Source organism: Pelodictyon clathratiforme (genome assembly GCF_982375515.1).
Window position 1 is genome coordinate 179,225 of record NZ_OZ455102.1, and the last position, 19,506, is coordinate 198,730.

At 48.8% G+C, this 19,506-nt stretch carries 23 protein-coding genes and 1 tRNA gene; 8 read left to right on the plus strand and 16 right to left on the minus strand.

Features of this window, described 5'->3' with window-relative positions; genetic code table 11:
- Positions 1-98: 98 nt before the first annotated feature.
- The 11 genes from AC56AD_RS00915 to AC56AD_RS00965 form a co-directional block, all read right to left on the minus strand.
- A complete protein-coding gene (locus AC56AD_RS00915) occupies positions 99-341 on the minus strand; it encodes a DUF2442 domain-containing protein (protein ID WP_012507025.1) in 243 nt (80 codons plus the stop codon).
- 11 nt (positions 342-352) lie between these two features.
- Positions 353-622, minus strand: coding sequence for a DUF4160 domain-containing protein (locus AC56AD_RS00920; protein WP_012507026.1), 270 nt, complete (start codon positions 620-622; stop codon positions 353-355).
- 167 nt (positions 623-789) lie between these two features.
- The gene (gene rnc / locus AC56AD_RS00925; RefSeq protein WP_012507027.1) at positions 790-1,611 is read right to left on the minus strand and encodes a ribonuclease III; all 822 of its coding nucleotides are present in this window, start codon (positions 1,609-1,611) and stop codon (positions 790-792) included.
- Positions 1,612-1,621: 10 nt separating this feature from the next.
- Positions 1,622-2,875 carry a beta-ketoacyl-ACP synthase II gene (gene fabF, locus AC56AD_RS00930; RefSeq protein WP_012507028.1) on the minus strand — a complete coding sequence of 418 codons (1,254 nt, stop codon included), beginning with the start codon at positions 2,873-2,875 and terminating at the stop codon, positions 1,622-1,624.
- Positions 2,876-2,925: 50 nt separating this feature from the next.
- Positions 2,926-3,165, minus strand: coding sequence for an acyl carrier protein (gene acpP / locus AC56AD_RS00935; protein WP_012507029.1), 240 nt, complete (start codon positions 3,163-3,165; stop codon positions 2,926-2,928).
- 87 nt (positions 3,166-3,252) lie between these two features.
- Positions 3,253-3,990: a 3-oxoacyl-[acyl-carrier-protein] reductase gene (gene fabG, locus AC56AD_RS00940; RefSeq protein WP_012507030.1), complete on the minus strand. Its 738-nt coding sequence runs from the start codon at positions 3,988-3,990 to the stop codon at positions 3,253-3,255.
- Positions 3,991-4,018: 28 nt separating this feature from the next.
- Entirely contained in the window at positions 4,019-4,927 is a 909-nt protein-coding gene (fabD, locus tag AC56AD_RS00945) for an ACP S-malonyltransferase (protein ID WP_012507031.1), read from the minus strand.
- Positions 4,928-4,964: 37 nt separating this feature from the next.
- Positions 4,965-5,954: a beta-ketoacyl-ACP synthase III gene (locus AC56AD_RS00950; protein WP_012507032.1), complete on the minus strand. Its 990-nt coding sequence runs from the start codon at positions 5,952-5,954 to the stop codon at positions 4,965-4,967.
- Between the two features lie 102 nt (positions 5,955-6,056).
- Positions 6,057-7,082 (minus strand): phosphate acyltransferase PlsX, encoded by a 1,026-nt coding sequence (plsX, locus tag AC56AD_RS00955; protein WP_012507033.1) that lies wholly within the window; start codon positions 7,080-7,082, stop codon positions 6,057-6,059.
- Between the two features lie 28 nt (positions 7,083-7,110).
- Complete coding sequence (rpmF, locus tag AC56AD_RS00960) at positions 7,111-7,302, minus strand: 50S ribosomal protein L32 (RefSeq protein WP_012507034.1); 192 nt, start codon at positions 7,300-7,302, stop codon at positions 7,111-7,113.
- Between the two features lie 18 nt (positions 7,303-7,320).
- On the minus strand, positions 7,321-7,860 hold the full coding sequence (locus AC56AD_RS00965; RefSeq protein WP_012507035.1) for a YceD family protein: 540 nt from the start codon (positions 7,858-7,860) through the stop codon (positions 7,321-7,323).
- Positions 7,861-8,031: 171 nt separating this feature from the next.
- On the opposite strand from AC56AD_RS00965, the gene AC56AD_RS00970 reads away from it, so the two are divergent.
- The 5 genes from AC56AD_RS00970 to AC56AD_RS00990 all read left to right on the plus strand — a co-directional run bounded on the left by AC56AD_RS00970 (position 8,032) and on the right by AC56AD_RS00990 (position 12,755).
- Positions 8,032-8,103 (plus strand) — tRNA-Asn (locus AC56AD_RS00970).
- Between the two features lie 449 nt (positions 8,104-8,552).
- On the plus strand, positions 8,553-10,235 hold the full coding sequence (gene leuA / locus AC56AD_RS00975) for a 2-isopropylmalate synthase (protein ID WP_012507037.1): 1,683 nt from the start codon (positions 8,553-8,555) through the stop codon (positions 10,233-10,235).
- A gap of 156 nt (positions 10,236-10,391) precedes the next feature.
- Positions 10,392-11,294: a metal ABC transporter solute-binding protein, Zn/Mn family gene (locus AC56AD_RS00980; protein ID WP_012507038.1), complete on the plus strand. Its 903-nt coding sequence runs from the start codon at positions 10,392-10,394 to the stop codon at positions 11,292-11,294.
- Entirely contained in the window at positions 11,291-11,959 is a 669-nt protein-coding gene (locus AC56AD_RS00985) for a metal ABC transporter ATP-binding protein (protein ID WP_012507039.1), read from the plus strand. The genes AC56AD_RS00980 and AC56AD_RS00985 overlap by 4 nt, the downstream gene beginning before the upstream one ends.
- Positions 11,934-12,755, plus strand: a complete 822-nt coding sequence (locus AC56AD_RS00990) for a metal ABC transporter permease (RefSeq protein WP_012507040.1) — start codon at positions 11,934-11,936, stop codon at positions 12,753-12,755. The genes AC56AD_RS00985 and AC56AD_RS00990 overlap by 26 nt, the downstream gene beginning before the upstream one ends.
- Positions 12,756-12,896: 141 nt before the next feature.
- Here the strand turns inward: AC56AD_RS00990 and AC56AD_RS00995 are convergent, their stop codons facing one another.
- The gene (locus AC56AD_RS00995; protein WP_012507041.1) at positions 12,897-13,067 is read right to left on the minus strand and encodes a YqaE/Pmp3 family membrane protein; all 171 of its coding nucleotides are present in this window, start codon (positions 13,065-13,067) and stop codon (positions 12,897-12,899) included.
- Between the two features lie 190 nt (positions 13,068-13,257).
- Between AC56AD_RS00995 and AC56AD_RS01000 the strand changes: the two genes are divergently transcribed.
- Positions 13,258-13,587 carry a hypothetical protein gene (locus tag AC56AD_RS01000; protein ID WP_150085537.1) on the plus strand — a complete coding sequence of 110 codons (330 nt, stop codon included), beginning with the start codon at positions 13,258-13,260 and terminating at the stop codon, positions 13,585-13,587.
- A 102-nt stretch (positions 13,588-13,689) separates the two neighbouring features.
- A complete protein-coding gene (locus AC56AD_RS01005; RefSeq protein ID WP_012507043.1) occupies positions 13,690-14,520 on the plus strand; it encodes a glycerophosphodiester phosphodiesterase family protein in 831 nt (276 codons plus the stop codon).
- Positions 14,521-14,549: 29 nt separating this feature from the next.
- Here AC56AD_RS01005 and AC56AD_RS01010 read toward each other — a convergent pair whose 3' ends face one another.
- The 4 genes from AC56AD_RS01010 to AC56AD_RS01025 form a co-directional block, all read right to left on the minus strand.
- Positions 14,550-15,893, minus strand: a complete 1,344-nt coding sequence (locus tag AC56AD_RS01010; RefSeq protein WP_012507044.1) for a BatD family protein — start codon at positions 15,891-15,893, stop codon at positions 14,550-14,552.
- A 5-nt stretch (positions 15,894-15,898) separates the two neighbouring features.
- Positions 15,899-16,699 carry a pyrroline-5-carboxylate reductase gene (gene proC / locus AC56AD_RS01015; protein ID WP_041526602.1) on the minus strand — a complete coding sequence of 267 codons (801 nt, stop codon included), beginning with the start codon at positions 16,697-16,699 and terminating at the stop codon, positions 15,899-15,901.
- 328 nt (positions 16,700-17,027) lie between these two features.
- Positions 17,028-17,363 (minus strand): c-type cytochrome, encoded by a 336-nt coding sequence (locus tag AC56AD_RS01020; protein ID WP_012507046.1) that lies wholly within the window; start codon positions 17,361-17,363, stop codon positions 17,028-17,030.
- A gap of 63 nt (positions 17,364-17,426) precedes the next feature.
- Complete coding sequence (locus AC56AD_RS01025) at positions 17,427-19,148, minus strand: IS1634 family transposase (RefSeq protein ID WP_012509228.1); 1,722 nt, start codon at positions 19,146-19,148, stop codon at positions 17,427-17,429.
- 148 nt (positions 19,149-19,296) lie between these two features.
- On the opposite strand from AC56AD_RS01025, the gene AC56AD_RS01030 reads away from it, so the two are divergent.
- Positions 19,297-19,500 (plus strand): hypothetical protein, encoded by a 204-nt coding sequence (locus tag AC56AD_RS01030; RefSeq protein ID WP_041526372.1) that lies wholly within the window; start codon positions 19,297-19,299, stop codon positions 19,498-19,500.
- The last annotated feature ends 6 nt before the right edge of the window (positions 19,501-19,506 follow it).

A 19,506-nucleotide genomic window follows, 5' to 3' on the forward strand; every position in this document is an offset into this window, starting at 1 on the left:
TTACAAAATAGCGGCGAGCAGCAGCAAAAGACAGTACTGCGTACACTAACGCATCGTAATCAGTGATAATAGAATGGTCTCCTTGTAGTGCTCTGGATTTACGCAGGTACAGATCTTCTCCAGAGAGTCTCCGGTGCAATATCGAGATTGCCCGGCCAGACTACGGTGCCATATTGGACAGAAGCCTTGAAGAAGAGCGGAGAGTTGAAGAGTTTTGTAAAGGGTTTTTTGTCGAAAAATGGCTTCATGTCAAATATTCTTCTCTCTCCGTTCTCAAAAACAAGTTCCAGGGTGTAGTTGGTATGAGTTGTTACCGTTATAACATCAAGAAGTTGTTCCATAATATTCTCCTTTATTGAAGCGGTGCGATTCGAAATGGCTCTTCACCGGCGCATGCAAGTTCCCAGTCAGCCATAAGCTCTTCTCTGTGAATGTCTATCCATACTTGAACCATCCGAAGCTGCCGATGGGGGATATTTCCAGCAAGAAGACTCCCATCCTCAATGGCTATCGAGACACTTTTTCCCTGGTATCGTGCATGAACGTGCGGAGTATGGTGTTGTTCATCGTCGCCATAAAAAATTGAAATCAGGATTCCGAAAAACATTGAGATAGTTGGCATCTGTTCATCCATTTATTGAATATGGACCATAGCTGTCCAATACGGCTTAATGGAAAAGAGTTATGGTGAAGCTTCTCGTCATGGTGTTTGTTAGAAAGAAAGTACGACTTAACGAAGATAATCTAACGTTATTACGCAAAAGTAGTCCTACTGAGAGAGAAGATTTTTTAGCTCAGGGTGAGATGAATGCGCTCCATAGCCTCTTTGGCAGCAAGCTGTTCGGCATCTTTTTTCCGTTGGGCGGTGCCGGTTCCGAGGAGCTCGCCGGAGCAGCTTACCCCGACGGTGAAGCTCTTTTCGTGTTCTGCGCCGGTTTCGGTTATCACCGTGTAGAGGGGAGGGGGGAGATGGTTTGACTGGGTGTATTCGATGAGGCGGCTTTTGTAGTTATGTTCAGCGGCTACAATGGTATTGAAATTGACATGCTCAATGATGCTGCGGATGACAAAATCGAAAGCTGTTTTGATCCCCTTGTCGAGATAGATGGCGCCGATAAGTGATTCGAAGGCGTCGGCAAGGGCGGACTCGCTGCTCCGGATTTTATGGTGGTCAGCCGATTCGCCGAGGATGAGGTGGTCGCCGAGGCAAAGGCTTCGGGCAAAACCGGCAAGTGATTTGCTGTTGACAATTTTGGCGCGGTTGCTTGAAAGTTCTCCTTCAGCGCTGGTGGGAAATTTTCTGAAAAGGTATTCGGAAATCAACATGCCGAGCACCGAGTCGCCGAGAAATTCAAGGCGCTGGTTTGATTCGATGAGGCTGGTTGTTGCCGGGTCATGAACGACGGAGCGGTGGGTTAACGCGGTCTGATAAAGTGGCAGGTTACTGACGGGCTCTCCGACAAGCTGCTGCAGATAGGCAACAGTTTCAGCCGAAAGATCAGTTTCTGTTCCGGAAGTATTAACCGCTCCCGAACTCCTGTTCGTCTCATTACCATCACCTAAATCAGCCAGGCTTCTCAGCTTTTCCCAAAACTTCTCCAAAGCCGACAATCTTTTTCCTTTACAGCGATGAACCGTTTCTGAAAATGATTGAGCCGTTGTGCCCTCCAAAGCCGAAGCCGTTGTTGAGTGCGTACTCAATTGAGCGTTTTTTGGGTATGTTCGGCGTTACATCCAGCTCAACCAGCGGGTCAAGATTGTCGAGGTTGATGGTTGGTGGAACGGTCTGGTGTTGCATGGCAAGCAGACAGGCAATTGATTCAACAACTCCGGCAGCGCCGAGAAGGTGGCCGGTCATGGATTTTGTTGAACTGATGCTGAGTTTACGGGCGTGCTCACCAAAAAGGGTTTTGATGGCGGCGATTTCGGCAAGATCTCCAAGGGGAGTGGCGGTTCCGTGGGTGTTGATGTAGTCAATGTTTTCGGGTGTAATTCCAGCCAGGGTAATTGCGCTCCTCATGGCATTGACAGCCCCTAAGCCTTCCGGGTGCGGAGCAGTCAGGTGATAGGCATCTGCAGTTGCTCCTACACCGACGATCTCTCCGTAGATTTTTGCACCGCGTGCTTTCGCAGATTCAAGGGATTCAAGAATCAACGATCCGGCGCCTTCACCCATGACAAAACCATCACGGTCACGGTCGTAAGGACGTGAGGCCTGTTCTGGCCTGTCGTTGGCTGTAGAGAGTGCTTTTGCGGAATTAAAGCCTCCAATGCTCATCGGCGTAATAGGAGCCTCTGAACCACCGCAAACCATATAGTCGGCCATTCCGCACTGAATGAGCATGAACGAGTCCATAATGGCATGAAGTGATGTAGCACAGGCAGATGCTGTCGCGTAGTTTGGACCCATCAGTCCGTGACGGATTGAAATCTGCCCTGCCGCAATGTCGGGAATAAGCATGGGAATAAAGAAGGGGCTGATGCGTCTCGGGCCCCTGTCAAGATAATTCCTGAACTGTTGATCGTAGGTGGTCATGCCTCCGATTCCAGAGCCATGTACCACACCGATTCTCAGTGGATCGATCTCTTTCAAATCAAGTCCGGAATCTGTCAGTGCATGAGTGGCTGCAATAACAGCATACTGGCAGTAGGGATCCATACGGTCAGCCGCTTTTCTGTCAATGTAGTCCACTGCCTTAAACCCTTTAAGCTCGCAGGCAAAGGTTGTAGCAAAATCAGTTGCATCGAAATAGGTTATGGGCGCAGCGCCACTTTTCCCTTCATGGAGCGCCGTCCAGAACTCCTCTTTTGTAAGACCTACAGGAGATAAAACTCCTATGCCGGTAACAACTACTCTTTTGCGATCCTGAGCCATCTGTAATGATTTAACTGGTTTTCCGTTTGCCTGCTTTCTTGGGGTATTGCTTACTTCTTGTTGACGATGTAATCGATAGCCTGCTGGACGGTGCCGATTTTCTCTGCATCTTCATCAGGAATCTGTACGCCGAATTCGCTTTCAAGTTCCATGATCAGTTCAACGGTATCAAGTGAATCTGCACCGAGATCATCAGAAAATTTTGATTCCATTTTGATCTGATCCCTGTTAACACCCATCTTGCTGACGATAATATCGTATACCTTATCTTTGATTTCTGCTGCAGTCATTACAATGTTCTCCCGATTAAAAGTTGGTTGTTGATAAAAAATTTTGAAAAAGTCAGACAATATACAAAGAAAAGAGGCTTGCCCAAATCACATTACCATACCGCCATTGACGCTGATGACCTGGCCGGTGATGTATGAGGATTGTTCGCCAGCCAGAAAGGCAACGGCATTGGCTACATCCTGCGGTGTGCCGAAGCTGGAGAGCGGTATGGCGTCGAGCATTTTCTGGCGGACTTCATCGGAAAGCGCATCGGTCATTTTCGAGGAGATGAAGCCTGGTGCGACGGCATTGGCCCTTATGTTGCGCGATGCCAGCTCTTTTGCGACTGATTTGGTGAAGGCAATGACGCCTCCCTTTGATGCCGCATAGTTGGCCTGTCCGGCATTGCCCATGAGCCCAACGACCGAGGCGATGTTGATGATCGAGCCGGAGCGCTGCTTCATCATGATGCGGCTGACCGCTTTGGTGCAGACGAAAGTTCCTTTCAGGTTGACCGTGAGCACAGCATCCCAGTCCTCTTCGCTCATCCGCATTAACAGGCCATCACGGGTTATGCCGGCATTATTGACAAGGATGTCGATTCTTCCTGTTGCGGCAGCAATGTCATTGAAGACGTTCTGCACCGCTTCAGCGTTGGTGACATCGAGTTCGAAGCAGTAGGCTTTTCGGCCAAGTTTCTCAACACCTTCGGCTGTTTCCGTCAGCCATTCGGCTTTGATATCGCATACGACAATATCGGCGCCTCGGGCAGCCAGATCAAAAGCGATGGCCTGTCCGATTCCTCTGGCGCTACCAGTGACAACAGCGATTTTTCCTTCAAACATGGTTTTCTCTCGGTTGATGTTAATTGTATTAAACCAGAGGCAGAAGATCTGCCGCAGTGTCGATACCACGGATGGTTACGGTTTTGTCAATGCGTTTTATCAGGCCCTGAAGCACTTTTTGCGGACCCACTTCGATAAATTCCCTCATTCCGCTCTGAACCATTGCTTCGATAGATTGTGACCACAAAACCGAGCTTGTCAGTTGGAGAATCAGGTTTTTGCGGATTTCTGCGGCGCTGGTTACCGGGGTTGCAACTGCGTTCATGCAGACCGGTATTTCAGCATCTTTTATCTCAATTTCTGCAAGGGCCGCAGCAAGCTCCTCCTCAACCGGCTTCATCAGCGGGGAGTGGAACGCTCCGGAAACGACAAGCTCTTTTGCCATACGGGCTCCTTTTGAGGGGGCAAGTTCGATGGCCTTTTTGACAGCCGCAATATCACCGGAAAGGACAACCTGGCCTGGTGAGTTGAAATTGGCTGCCTGAATGACTCCCTCTTTGCCTGCTTCAGCAAGGAGCGCCTCCAGAGAGCTGTCGGGCATACCGATGATGGCCGCCATGGTTCCAGGGTTTTCTTTGCCGGCATTCTGCATCAGCTCCCCCCGTTTGGCAACAATCCGCATGGCGTCGTCAAAGCTGATGGAACCAGCAAAGCAGAGCGCACTATATTCGCCGAGGCTGTGACCGGCGGTCATTGCGATATCTTGTCTGCCGAGCAGGGTTGCCACAGCAATGCTGTGCAAAAAGATGGCTGGTTGGGTATATTTTGTCTGACGCAACTCCTCTTCGCTGCCGGAAAACATGATGTCGGTTATCCGGTAGCCGAGAATCGAGTCTGCCCTTTCCATCATGGTGCGGGCAGCGGGGAAGTTGTCGAAAATGTCGCGGCCCATGCCGCAATACTGTGAACCCTGTCCTGGAAAAACAAATGCCTTCATGAATGCGATTGTTCAAAAAAGAGGTGAATTGTTCTGGTTACTGCCATTTAATATAGGTGCCACCCCAGGTATAGCCTGCGCCGAAACTGACCAGCACCAGGTTTGAGCCGGTGTGCAATTTCTGCCCTTCATCAAGTTCAGCAAGGCAGATCGGTATGGTGCCTGCTGTTGTGTTGCCATAACGGGCAACGTTCGAGATAACTTTTTTGTCATCAATGCCCATGCGCTCTGCGGTGGCGTTGATGATCCGCTGATTTGCCTGGTGGGGTACAAGGTAGTCGATATCATCTGCAGTGAGATTGTTGCGGCTCATGATTTCACCGGCAACCTCTGCCATGGCCATGACGGCAGCCTTGAAAACCTGTTTGCCGTCCTGATAGATGTAGTGCATTTTTTTGTCTACCGTCTCATGGCTTGCCGGATACCGGCTGCCGCCGCCAGTCATGAGAAGATGATCTGTGCCGTTTGCTCCGTCAGCGTAGAGGCGCGTATCGAGAATGCCGAATCCCTCTTCTTTTGCCGGTTCAAGGATGACGCCGCCAGCGCCGTCACCAAAAAGGATGGCTGTCGAGCGATCGGTATAATCAATAACTGCCGACATTTTGTCGGCGCCGATGACCATAACTTTTTTGTGGGCTCCGCTTTCGATAAAGCGTGACCCAACGTTCAGGGCGTAGAGAAAACCGGAGCAGGCAGCATTTATGTCAAAGGCCCAGGCGTTGCTGGCTCCGATGATGCTTTGTGTAAAACATGCTGTGGAGGGGAAGAGCATGTCCGGGGTCATGGTGGCTACAATGATTAACTCAATCTCACTTGCCGCGATGCCTCGTTTTTCGAGAAGCTGTTTTCCAACCTCTCCGCACATGTATGATGTCGCTTTTTCCGGATCTTTGAGTACCCTGCGTTCGCTGATGCCCGTCCTCGCACGAATCCATTCGTCATTGGTGTCAAGCATGAGCTCGAGGTCATGATTGCTCAGAATATTGGCAGGTAAATATTTGGCTGTCGCCGTGATTGCAGCTTTCATGCGTTGTATGCAGTTATTTCATGCAGGAATGATAGATAGAAAAGTTGCCCTGCAGCTCGGTTGTTACCATCTTTGCTGCAGAGGGGTGCGGTTGGAAAAGTACTACTTTTCGGACAGGACTTCAGCAATGTGTTCATTGACTCGTTTTTCGATCATGTGCTCAGCCATATAGATCATGTTTTTGATTGCTCTTGAAGAGGAACGGCCATGACCGACAATGGAGATGCCGTCAACGCCAAGGAAGGGCACGCCTCCGAATATTTCCACATCAAAAGGATCAAACAATCCCTTGAACAGGCTGGTTGTCATTGCGGCCATCTTCTCGTCCATCTGACCAGAGATCATCACTTTTTCCAGAGATCGTTTGAACAGGATTCCCATAAATTCAGGGATGCTTTCACCGAATTTCAGAATGGTATTGCCCACAACTCCGTCACAGACCACAATGCTGGCCTTTCCTTTCAGAATGTCATGGCCTTCTATGTTTCCAAGGAAGTTTATTTTGCCTGCTCTGTCAGCCTCTTTCAGAAGCCAGTAGGCCTGTTTGAGCATTTCGGAGCCCTTCCCCTCTTCCTCTCCAATATTGAGCAGCCCGGTAAGCGGTTGTTCAATTCCAGCGCCATAGCGCTGATAGATGGTCAGCATCTGGGCAAACTGGACAAGATGTTCCGGCTTGCAGTCAACATTTGCACCGATATCGACAATATTGGTCAACCCTTCCGAAAGACGCGGGAAATATGCGTAAATGGTTGGGCGAAGTACTCCGGGGAGCCTGCCAAGTACAAAAAGGGAAGCTGCCATCTGTGCGCCGGTATTGCCTGCGCTGACAAAAGCATCTGCCTGTTTTGCCTTGCAGAGCTGCAAGCCCTTGACCAGCGATGATTCCTGCTTGGTTTTTACAGCCGTGGCTGGAATATCCTCCATCGTGACCACTTCGGGGGCGTGCAGAAACGTCAGGTTCAGCGCGCTGGTGTCGTAACTCGCAAGCAGCGGTTCAACCTTTTCCGACTGGCCAATCAGCAGAATGTTAAACCGATTACCGCTCTCCTGCAAAGCCTGCACCGTTCCCTCGATCACACAGGCGGGAGCGTGGTCACCGCCCATGGCGTCAACAACAATAGTCAACATGATGGGGTTTTTGTCTTGTTTTAGTTAATCAGCTCTTTGCCAGTTTATTGACGACACATCTGCCCCTGTAGTGTCCGCAATGGCGGCATGCACGGTGGGGAAGAGTTGGTTCGCCGCAGTTTGGACAGTTGACCGTAGTTGCCGGTTTTGTGCGGGCATTGAATTGGGCGCGTCTTTTATCCCTTCGGGATTTCGACATTTTGGCTTTTGGATTTGCCATGGCGGTACTCTTTTATAGTCAGTTAACGATATTTTTTTTCAGCTTTTCAAGGGACTCATGCCACAGCGTGTTCGTGCCGGACTGAGGCTCTTCATTTTCTTCCATATATCCTGTGCTGCCGTAAAGCCTGCAGTCAGGGTTATCCGTACAGGTCACCTTCATGGGTAACGAAAGCAGCAGCGTTTCGCACACTTCTCCGGTAATGTCAATGGATTCAGCATTTCTGTCCAGGCGACTGTAATCTTCATCTCCTTCATGATCAGCATCATGAGCGGTACCGAAGATATAGGAGAGCACAAGTGTCCCTGTCAGGTTTTTTGATACTGGTGCAAGGCAGATATCGCACGTGAAATCAGCCAGCGTCGAAGTGTTGATGGTTATGGTTATTTCATCGGCACTTTTTTCAGCAATCACATGCAGCGCAATCTCTCTTGTAAAACCAGCCTCAGCCAACTGACGACCGGCAAAATCTGCCGCATTACAGGTGAAATGGAACTCATTGGTTCCCTCCACAAGAGTAACCAGACCAATCTCTATCAGCGATTTTTCTTTATGCATAGACCATCTTTTCAGTAAAAGAGAACCAATGTACAAAAATTATTATGGAAAATGAAAAGGCCATGCGCTACTACTTTGAACAAAATGAAGAAAAAAGTCATTTCTGATTTGTATTTCAGAAAAAGCGGTGTATATTAACACCCCATCAGCGAAAATAATGCTGATACAGATTCCGTGGTAGCTCAATGGTAGAGCATGCGACTGTTAATCGCAGGGTTGCAGGTTCGAGTCCTGCCCGCGGAGCACAAAAAAAGGCAGTACACTTAAGCGGTGTAGTGCCTTTTTTCTTTTCAGTCCATCGGATATAGCGCTTTGTAAAGTTTTTCTCGAAACCACAACAATGGCACACATTCTATAATGAGAGCTGATTATCTGAATTTTATTGCTGACTCTTTACTGAGCAGTTGATACAGGTTTGAAATTCATGATGAATCATGTATGTATTTGTTTCTGTTTTTTTTATTTTCAGTGAAAGTGATTTAAGTCATCTGTTGAATTTCTGTGCTGACATGCGTGCAACGAACCTGAAAAACCTCCTGCTCTCCCTGGCCTTGCTGCTACTCAGCATAGTGGCTCCGGAGGGAGGTGTCTTTTAGTTCGTTTTTCAGCCAGAGAGTGAACATTGTCGAAGCCGCCACCCTTTTCGGGTTGGTGGCTTTTTTCGTTTAAAGGATAAAAAAGGAAAAGGCGTTATGAAAAAGATGAAGTATCGGAAGTATGCAGCGTATCCTTCGGTGGCCATTACCGCAAGGAGCTGGCCTGACAAGAGCATTACGAAAGCGCCGATATGGTGCAGTGTCGATCTTCGTGACGGAAACCAGGCGCTGCCCGTGCCGATGAGCGTTGAGGAAAAGGTAACCATGTTCCAGCTTCTTGTTTCTATTGGTTTCAAGGAGATTGAGGTTGGTTTTCCCTCAGCTTCGGCTACGGAGTTTGCTTTTGCCCGTCGGCTTATCGAAGAGCGTCTTATTCCTGATGATGTGACGATTCAGGTGTTGACCCAGGCGCGGGAGCACCTGATACGCAAGACCTTCGATGCCATCAGCGGAGCGAAACATGCCATTGTTCATCTCTACAACTCGACATCGACTTTGCAGCGGGATGTGGTTTTCCGCAAAAACAGGGAGGAGATCAAGGCGATTGCTGTTGAAGGAACGGCGCTTGTTCGCCGCCTGAAGGATGAGAGTGGTAATGCGGGAATCCGTTTCGAGTACAGCCCTGAAAGTTTTACCGGTACGGAGCTTGATTATGCGCTTGATGTCTGTCATGCGGTTATGGATACCTGGGGCGCTTCTGCGGATGAAAAGATCATTCTGAACCTTCCCTCAACGGTTGAAATGTCGCAGCCGAATATTTATGCCGACCGCATTGAGTGGTTCTGCCGCAACATCAAGGCGCGGGATGCTGTTCTGATCAGTGTGCACGCTCATAATGACCGTGGAACTGCGGTTGCTACTGCTGAATTGGCGGTGATGGCCGGTGCTGACCGTGTTGAGGGCGCCTTGTTCGGTAATGGCGAGCGGTGTGGTAACATGGATGTTGTCATTATGGCGCTGAACCTTTTCAGTCAGGGCGTCGATCCTGAGCTGGATTTTTCCGATCTTCCACGGATACGTGAGGTTTATCGCCGCTGTACCCGTATGGATATTCATCCTCGTAATCCCTACTCGGGGGAGTTGGTCTATACGGCTTTTTCCGGTTCGCATCAGGATGCAATCAGCAAGGGGATGAAAGCGCAACCTCTCTCACCCGGTGGGTTGTGGGCTGTTCCCTATCTGCCGATTGACCCTCAGGATGTTGGTTGCAATTATGAGGCTATCGTGCGTATCAACAGTCAGTCGGGTAAGGGTGGGGTGGCCTATGTGCTGGAGAAGGAGTATGGTATCCAGATACCGAAATGGATGCAGCCTGATTTTGCTGAAGTGGTACAGGCTGTTGCTGATACGACTGGTGTCGAGTTGTCGGTGGAGCAGATTCATGATCTTTTTCATGCTGAATATGTCAAACTCCGGCAGCCGATTACGCTCAAGAAGTGTCAGATCAGTTGGGATGATGAAGAGCCTCGTCGTCAGGATGAAGAGGATACCACCATAAGCTGTATCGTACAGACCCGGGAGAAGGAGTTCAATTTCACCGCACAGGGTAATGGTCCTCTTGATGCCTTTGTCAAAGGATTTGTGCGGGAGAGTGGAGTGGATTTCAGTGTTGATGAGTATGCAGAACATGCTATCGGGCGAAGCGCCGGGGCTCTTGCTATAGCTTATATCAAGATTGGCTGTACCGATGGACGGGTTTCTTTTGGTGCAGGGATCGATTCGAATATCAGTCTTGCCTCAATCAAGGCAACGGTAAGTGCCCTGAACAGACTGCCGTAACAGAACAGGAAACAAGGCGGTAACAGCTTTTTTATCTGCTTGTTACCGCTGGTTATCCTTTGGCGGAACGGCAGCATCTTTTTTGTATCTTGCGGATGTGTGGGTGCAGGGGATTCTCTCTTTCCTGCATTATCAAAGATTAAAAATGGTGAGTTTATGGTGAGGTTTGTGATAAAATGTATTGCGGTGCTGCCCCTTTTGCTTTTTTTTGCAGGATGCGTTCAGCCTGCAAGGAGAGGGAAGTTACAGGTTGTTGCTTCTATTGCACCCCTCTCCTACTTTGCAGAAAGGATCGGAGGCAGCCATGTTTCCGTTTCAGTAATGGTACCGCCGGGCGGAAACCCTCACAGTTATGAGCCTGCTCCCCGGCAAATGGTTAAACTCGGCGAGGCAACCCTTTTCATCAAGGCGGGTTCCGGGGTTGAGTTTGAGCTGGATTGGATGGATCGTTTTTTGTCGATCAACAGGGAGCTGAGGGTTTGTAATGGAGCAGAGGGTGTTCGCCTGATTCCGATAAAGCATCATGATGAACAAGAGACACATCATCACGAACAAGATGCACATCATCACGAAGGTTACGATCCTCATTACTGGCTCTCACCTGCAAACGGGGTGATTATTGCCCGAAATATCGAAAAAGCTCTTGTTTTGGCAGATCCGGCGCACAGGGATGATTATGCCGTGAACTGCAGTAAGCTTGTTGCGGAGCTGCAGGCGCTCGACAGGGAGATTCGACAGAAGGTTGCCAGCTTAAAGAGCAGGCGTTTTCTGGTTTTCCATCCGGCGTGGGGGTACTACGCCGAAGCATACCAGTTTGAACAGATCGCAGTTGAGGAGGAGGGCAAAACGCTTACTCCAGGGCAGATGCAGCGAGTTATTGAAAAAGCCAAAGCGAACCATATCAAGGTGGTTTTTGTCTCTCCCCAGTTTAATATTTCCCAGGCGAAAACCATTGCTGCAGAAATTGGTGGGGTAACCCGCAGTGTTGATCCCCTCGCTGCTGATTATCAGGAAAATCTCCGAAGTGCGACACAGGCGTTTAGCGAAAGCTTGCCATGACGACTCCTGTTATCGAGTGTAACCGGCTTTCGGTCGAGCTTGGGGGAGTAATGGTGCTTGATGGCGTGACCCTGTCAGTCTGCAAGGGAGATTATCTCGGTCTTGTCGGGCCAAATGGCGGGGGGAAGACCACATTGCTCAGGGTGATTCTTGGCTTGGAGAAATCATCCGGGGGGAGTGTGAGCGTTTTTGGTGCTCTGCCCGGAAGCTTTCCTGAGCGTATCGGTTATGTACCCCAGCGGCTGTTTTTTGACCGCGAATTTCCGATCAGTGTTCGTGAGCTGGTGCTTATGGGGAGGCTGTCGAAAAAAAAACTGTTTCAGCACTTTAACCGTATCGACAGGGAGAAGGCTGATGCGGCGCTTGGCGTGGCTGGTCTGGAACGGCTGGCTGATCGGAGGATTGGTACCTTGTCGGGAGGAGAGTTGCAGCGGACTCTTATTGCCCGGGCTCTTGCCGGGGAGCCCGAATTGCTGCTGCTCGATGAACCGACAGCAAGCGTTGATCCGCAGATGAAAACCACCATTTACGATTTGCTCGATAACCAGAAAAAAAAGCTCACCATAGTCCTTGTCAGCCACGATATCGGAGGAATAAAAGATCATGTGAGTGGAATTGCTACTCTGAACACTACCCTTTATGCTCCAAGAGATATTTGCCTTTGAATTCATGCGTAATGCGCTCCTTGCAGCACTGCTTTCCAGTGTTGCCTGTGGTGTTATTGGCACCTATGTGGTGGTCAAAAAGATTGGTTTTATCAGTGGAGGTATCGCGCATACGGCGTTTGGAGGGATTGGGCTGGGCTACTACCTTGGGATCAATCCGCTGCTTGGCGTTATTCCGTTCAGTTTGGCTGCAGCGCTGGCTATTGGTCTGTTGAGCAAGAAGGGAAAGGTTGCTGAAGATACCGCAATCGGAACGTTCTGGGCGGTCGGAATGGCCGTTGGAGTTCTTTTTATCGGCCTTAAGCCGGGGTATGCTCCCGATCTCTTCAGCTATCTTTTTGGCAATATTCTGACGGTTCCATCATTTGATCTGTGGATGATTCTGTTGCTCGATCTGCTTATTCTTGCTGTGGTATGGCTGCTGAGCAAGGAATTTCTTGCTATCTCGTTTGATGAGGAGTATGCTGCCGTATCGGGGTTGCAGACAACGGCACTCTATCTTGTAATGCTCTGTCTGATTGCCCTGACGGTGGTGGTTATGGTGCGTGTTGTGGGTATTGTGATGGTGATTGCGCTTCTGACGATTCCTGCAGCCATTGCGCGGATGCTGAGCCGCAGCTTGCCAGGGATGATGGTTCGGGCAGTTGTGCTTTCAGCGCTTTTCAGCATTTTGGGGCTCTGGCTCTCCTTTTTGCTTGATATTGCTTCCGGAGCAACCATTATTCTTGTTGCAGGGTTTTCCTTTTTTCTTGCGCAAGGATGGCGATTCGTCAGCACGTTCTTGAGGGGTCGATAACAGCACGGGCTGAATGTCTGCCCGTGCTCTCTCTCCTGAAGCGGTTCCGGGAGGTTTCCCAAAAACCCTTTAACCTCACCAATCATTTTTTTTGGCAAGTTCAGAGGTGTCTGGAGCAACCGGAAGCGGCAGGATGGTGTGTCAGGCTTTTACCTGGCGTTGCTCCTGGAGCATCATGAAGATTGCGAAAGCGGCACCCGGCAACCAGCCGAACAGCGTGAGAAGCCCGGTCAGCATGATCGTCCCGGCCTCTTTGTTTGTAACTGCAGCCGGGGGAAGAACAACTGCAAGAATCCATCTGCGAATATCCATCTTCAAGCTCCTTTTTTTTATGAAATAATCGTAAATTTAATACTTATACAGACAAGAAGCAATGCAAAAACTTTCTTCGGAGGTTCCGTTGTTGTTAACGGGTGATGCTATTTCTTGCATTTTAATTCTAAAATTGTAAATTGAGGTCCCTTCAGAAATAATCCTGAGTAAAAAGAGTGCTCTTGATTTGTTGAACATAAATAGAAAAAACTTGCTTAATAAAGTTCATCCCGACGTGGTTTTGGATGATGTTGATGAGGTCATTGATGAGCCGAATTTTAATAACCACAATACCTCTCCAGACCCGCCCAGTCCGTACGCTGACCTTGAAAAAAAGTATCGCAAAAATCGGTTTAACAAAAACAGAAGCAAAACATCTTCTGATTTATTTGGTGTGAACGGCGCTGGCAAGCATCCCGCTTCGAAAAGTGTGGATGGTAATCGGTTGCAGAAAAGAAAACCAAAAAAGAAAGCTTTTTCCAAGGCATCCCGCGTTACTTCAGGCAAACGTAACCCTTAACAGGCCAGGCAGGCAGCTCTTTTCAATAGTATTTTCACTGGTAAAGCAACGTTGCCGGTAGGGCAGGGTGTTTGCCTCCTGCAGCCAATACAAGGGATCAGTATGGCATTCGAAATACAGGCTCACCGGGGTGGAAGGGCCCTCTTTCCTGAAAATACCCTTCATGCTTTCTGTCATGCCGCCTCTCTTGGCATCAGGGTTCTTGAGCTTGATTTGGTTGTATCGAAAGATCATCAGATTCTTGTTTCCCATGATCCATGGCTTTCAGCCCCTCTCTGTGCTGATGCTCATGGTCATCAGTTGAGCGCTGAAGATCGGTTTCGTTACATCATTTATGAGATGAACTCTGCCGATATCGCCTCTTTTGACTGTGGGTTGCCTCATCCCTCTTTTCCGGGCCAGCTTCGTGTTGCTTCCTTCAAACCACCTCTTGCCACCGTATTCAGGGAGGTCGACTCCTATATAGTGTCGTCGGGTATGAAGGGAGAAATGATCTATAATCTTGAAATCAAATCGTGGCCAGACAAGGATGATTTGTTTCATCCGCCGCCTGACCAATATGCTGCGCTGGTTGTTCAGCTTATAGAAACTGCCGGGTTATCATTGCGAGTCAGGATTCAGTCTTTTGATGAGAGGGTGATTCGGGCTGCGTGGAGAGTGAACCCTCGGCTCTGTTATGGACTTTTGATTGAGGAGAGGCACAATCCCGACAGACTTATGCTGGAGCTTGGTTTTGTTCCCCGATATGTCAATCCCCATTTTTCTCTTGTTGAGAGGGAGATGACAGAAGCTTTTCATGAAAAGGGTATCGGCATGATACCCTGGACGGTCAACCGGAGGGAGGAGATGCTGGCCATGAAGTCGCTTGGAGCTGAAGGGATCATCACGGATTATCCCGAACGAGCAATTGCTCTTTTTGGTTTGCCGGATTAGCCCTCTTTATCGGGGAGCTCTTTTTTGTTTCAGCGTGAAGAGCCTGCTTTTTTCAGTGCACGCAAGAGAGCTTCAACTTTTGTTGTAATCCAGTCAGGGATTCGGCTCTCTTTTTCTCTGGAAGGGCTGTAAAGGATTCTGTCCAATGAGTCAAGCACAACGGGGAGTTCTGAGCGGGTTTCATCGGGGATTTTGATTTCCTGCATCGCATCGTTCAGCTCTGTCCTTGTCATACCTCCAGGGCTTTTTATGCCTGCCTCTTCCAGCAAGGTGAAAAGTTGCTCTTTCATGGTTCGGGCAGATTTTCCAGACGCTTCTGGTTGTTCACTTTTGTTTTCAGCCAGTACACGCTTTGCGTCCATAAGACGCTTTTTTCTTACCAAAACAATTGCTGCAGAGCTCATTACTATCAGCAATGCGATTGCAATGAAGATTGAGGTGATGGTTTTCTTTTTTTCTGTAGAGGTATTGAGAGGAGCACTTTCGTCGGCTGTAGCTTGTTGTGCTGTTGAGTCGACTGTTATGGTGAGAGGTTGTGCGTAAAGAGTGCTGAACCGTTTTGTTTCAGGATTGAAAACAACAAGCGGTGTTGCGGTGATCTGAAAAACACCTTTCGATTGGGGCCAGACTACCATTGTTGAGATAATAGTGCCCGATGTCAACTCTGACTCTTTTGACAGGATTGTTTTTCTTTCCGGAGGGTTACGACGAAAACTCTCGTGGATGAGCAGGCTGGGAAGTTCAAGGGTAAGGAGGCTCCCTGTTCCGGCGAGTGTCAGTTTCAGGGAGAGTGGCTCTCCTGTTTTGAGCTTTTGCTTGTCGGCCATGAGGTTGAGCGAGAAGAGGCCTACTGCCCCGGAAAGTTTATCCGGAACGGGTTCCGGCAGGGCATGGACAGAGATGGTAAGCGCGGGCGCTGTTATACGGAAACGGTTGTCAGGGAGTACTTTTCCATCCATTGCGACGTTATCCTGCGGGATGGTGCACAGCATGCTGTAGCCTGACAAGGTGATTTTGCCACTCTGGATGGGTACCACTTTGAACTGCTTGATGACGGCACTTCTGAACTGCTTTCCCTGAATTGTTACCGGGATACTTCTGATAAAGCGTTCTGTTTTGGTTTCACTTGCCCATACTCCCTGAAGAGAAGGAGCTACTTCATCAGATATTTTTGGTGCGTCAGTATTAAAATAGAGCCGATAGGTCAGGAGTACCTCCTGGCCTACAAAGGGGTGATCGTTGTTTATTGAGGAGGCAAGGAATGGCTCGGTTTCGAGCACCTTTGACGCTCCGGCGAATGCCGGAACGCAAAGGAGCGCCAGGATAAGCAGTAAAAAAGGGCGGTAGCGATAACGAGCGAAGCCTGTGGCCATATCGATTATTTCATGAGTTCTCTGGAGCGTGCCGCAGCGGCGGCAACTGTTTCAACCAGAATCTGCCGGATATTTTTTTCATCCATGACCTTCAGTCCAGCTTCTGTTGTTCCTCCTGGAGTTGTAACATCCCGTTTGAGCTCTGCCGGGCTTTTCTGTCCAGAGAGTACCATTGTTGCGGCCCCGATCATGGTTTGTGCACCAAGGAGGAGGGCTTCAGCAGGGGAAAGGCCGCACTGTACACCTCCCTCGGCCAGAGCATCCAGAATATGGAACATGTAGGCCGGTCCGCTGCCGGAGAGGGCTGTTGCTGCATCCATCTGCGACTCATCAAGGATCGCCACCTGGCCAATGGAACGGAAAAGGTCAGAGGCAAGAAGGAGATCTTCGTCTGTAGCCATTTTCCCCCGGCAAAGAGCGGTCATTCCCTTTCCAACAAATGCTGGTGTATTAGGCATTACCCTGATAACACGTGTTTCCGCTTGTGCAAATTTCCTGATAAACTCCGAGGAAATTCCCGCTGCAACGCTGATAAGCAGGTGTTTGGCGCCGAGAACGGGTTTCAGCTCCCCGAGTACCTCTTCCATCTGGTAGGGTTTGACGGCAAGAATAATGACCTGTGATTTCAGGGCAAGTTCTATAATTGAGAGGCATGGCAAAACAGGGTAATCGGCGGCAATGGAGGCAAGAGCGGCTGGTTCCTTGTCAAATCCTGCAAGAAAAGTCCCTTCTCTCTGGCTGAGTCCGGCAATAAGCGCACGGGCAATTCTTCCTGTTCCGACAAAGCCAATATGAAGATCGTTCATGAAATTATTTTTTATGAATGAAAAGAGCATACCGATATGTACACTTTTTCATCCGATTTTCCATCCTTACAGAGGAGGCCTCTCTCTTGCCAGCTCTGTTATGTGAACGAAATCTGATGCGTTTGAGGAGGGCAGAGTCGGCTGTTTACACGGAGATTGCTGTGTGATGATAGGCTGTACAGGAGCCAGGGGGAGTAATGCCAATATTCCATCGAGGCATCTCAGGCAGGAAAGCGAGGGCATTTTTGACTGCTATCAGGGCCCGGAATGAACAAGAACAAAGCGGGATCTTCTCCCGCTTTGTTTAGAATCGTGAAAGCGGTACTCTTTATTTGCTCTGCTGGATCATGAACGCTACAGCATTGCCGACCTGGGCGTCGGTGAGCTTTGGATTACCACCTTTTGCGGGCATCATCCCTTTTTTGCCTGTGAAGCCTTTGATGGATTTGCTGACAAGTACAGCCTCTCCCAAGGAGAGACGGGGTGCCCATACCGCCTTATCGCCGGTTTTAGGAGCTCCCATTATGCCGGTCTTGTGACAGGTTGAACAGTTGGCGTCGTACACGGTTTTTCCTGCTGCGGCATTGTAGGCAGCCTGGGCATCGGTTGAGCTCATGGAAAAAACAAAAAGTGCGCAAAAGGCGGCTGAAAGAAAACGAGACATAGACCGAAGTTCCCTGTATAAAAAAATGATAACCTATTATATAAAAAGCAAAAAGACGTGAAATCAACTTCCATCTACTGGGTACAAACGAATCAATTCCATTGCACGGGTTTGAAGTGGTGTTGGTTCGGTATCCTGGGAAATCACAGGGCTTCCTGGAGCAGATTTCAGTCTGCACCGGTTTCGACTGCGAGTGCCCAGTTCCATGATAAGCGAGCGAAAACTGTGAACGGGGAATCCCTCTTTGTTTGTTTTTGTACTTTTTTTCTTTTTTGCCGATTTGGATGAGACTGCAGGCTTGATCGGATCGCGCTCTTTCCTGTCCTGAGCAAGTTCTTCATCATCGAAGAGCAAAGGAGCAAGTGCTTGACGCATGTGCCACTCAACATAATAAACCAGCAAGCACAGAAAGATATGGGCACGAACACGTTCGGCATAATAATGGTATATGGGCCGTACCTGCAGGTCAATACTTTTGAAGGTGCGGAAAACCTGTTCAACTTTTGCTAAATTCTTATAGCTTCTTACGGTATCCTCTGCCGACAGGTTCTGTCGGCTTTCGCTGGTGCGAATAACATAGATGCCATCCAACTCCGCTTCTTGTGCGATCGATTCAGCTTTCCTCTTGAAGGAAAACTCTCCGTCAGCAATCGATAGCTCAAAGTGTTTGGCCATTTTATACCCATTGATCACCTTGCCAACCTTTTGACCAATTTCCGATGCACTCAGCGGGGTTTTCGTGCGACGATGAACCTCATCAACAATTTTTTGTAGCTTGTTTTCTGTTGCATCCAATAACTCCTGGCGCTTGCGCCTCCGTTCATCACAGAGCAGGGGGTTGAAGCAGGCGATCAGGCGTTCATCGGGGAAATCTGCCGAAGTTATTTCTGCCAGATTTTTTTCATCAAACAATGACAACTGCAAATGATTATTTGCTGCAAGTTTGCGAATGTTTTCACTTCGCAACGCTGAAATCCACCCAATCCCGGGATGAGTTTTCAGGATATCAATCTGTGTCTGAGTCAATGTACCACGATCTCCAACCAGAACCACTCGCTGCAAGGCAAAACGCTCTTTCAGCTTCTCCACTTGGTCTGCTACGGTACTGGGATCACCAGTGTTACCCGGATAAACCTCAACAGCTATGGGACGCCCCTTGACATCGGTCAGTACTCCGTAGGTAATAATTGGCTTGCCTCGCCGACCCTGTTTATCGTGGCCTAAACGTGCCAGGGGACAACAATGGCCCTCATAAGAGCTATTGCTCACATCATAAAATACGTGTTGACCTTCACCAAGGTGACGGCTTGCAAATCTCTTTTCAAGAACAGGTTGGCGTTCCAGCAACCAGTCCATGGCTGCATACAATTCATCTTCATCAGCATCCTCAACATTGAGTAACTGCGCAAGAGTTGTGCTATGCCATAACCTCGTAGTGGCCAATTTTGAAGATGGCGCAATCAGGCGTTCGACGATCATTGCCAAAACGAGATCACGCTCACGAGTCCGTCGGGCAGCGATCATTTTGTCAAGACCGATAAGACGAATCATCTCAAGAAGAGCTTCAACATGACCATGAGGCAATGAGCGTTCAATTGAAAATACCTCACTGGGTGAGACCAGCGGTTCATTTTTCAAAACCCGTCGTAACGCAGTAACCTGTTCCGGAGGCCAGTTCGAAATATTAGCCACGGTGCGTTTCATGACTTTGTCGTTCTCACGCCAAGACTCACGGAGCAAGATGGCGGGACGAGAGTTTCTATTTGGAATAATATCAACGTGCATGGGTTTAGTATATCACTAAAACCCAAATAAAACAAGCGGCTTGATGTATTTTACATGGGTACAAAATACGTAAATTCCCTGCAATTTATCGAAATTCAATATGTTATACGATTTTACGTCAAGGAACTTCGGCATAGAGGATCCTCCCTTGGAATTATTATTTGAGTTTATGGTTACGGCTGATGCCGCCAAAGAAAATGAAAGACCCCAATTTTACCATTTTAACCGTATCAATCCAAATGGTTTCGATATCTGCGCCGTTAAGAAACGGATTAAGAATCAGATGGCAGGAGTGTACTTTCCATTCGGGAAAGAGAGACGGGAGCTGCGTTCTGCAGATCCCGCTCAATAAAAAAAG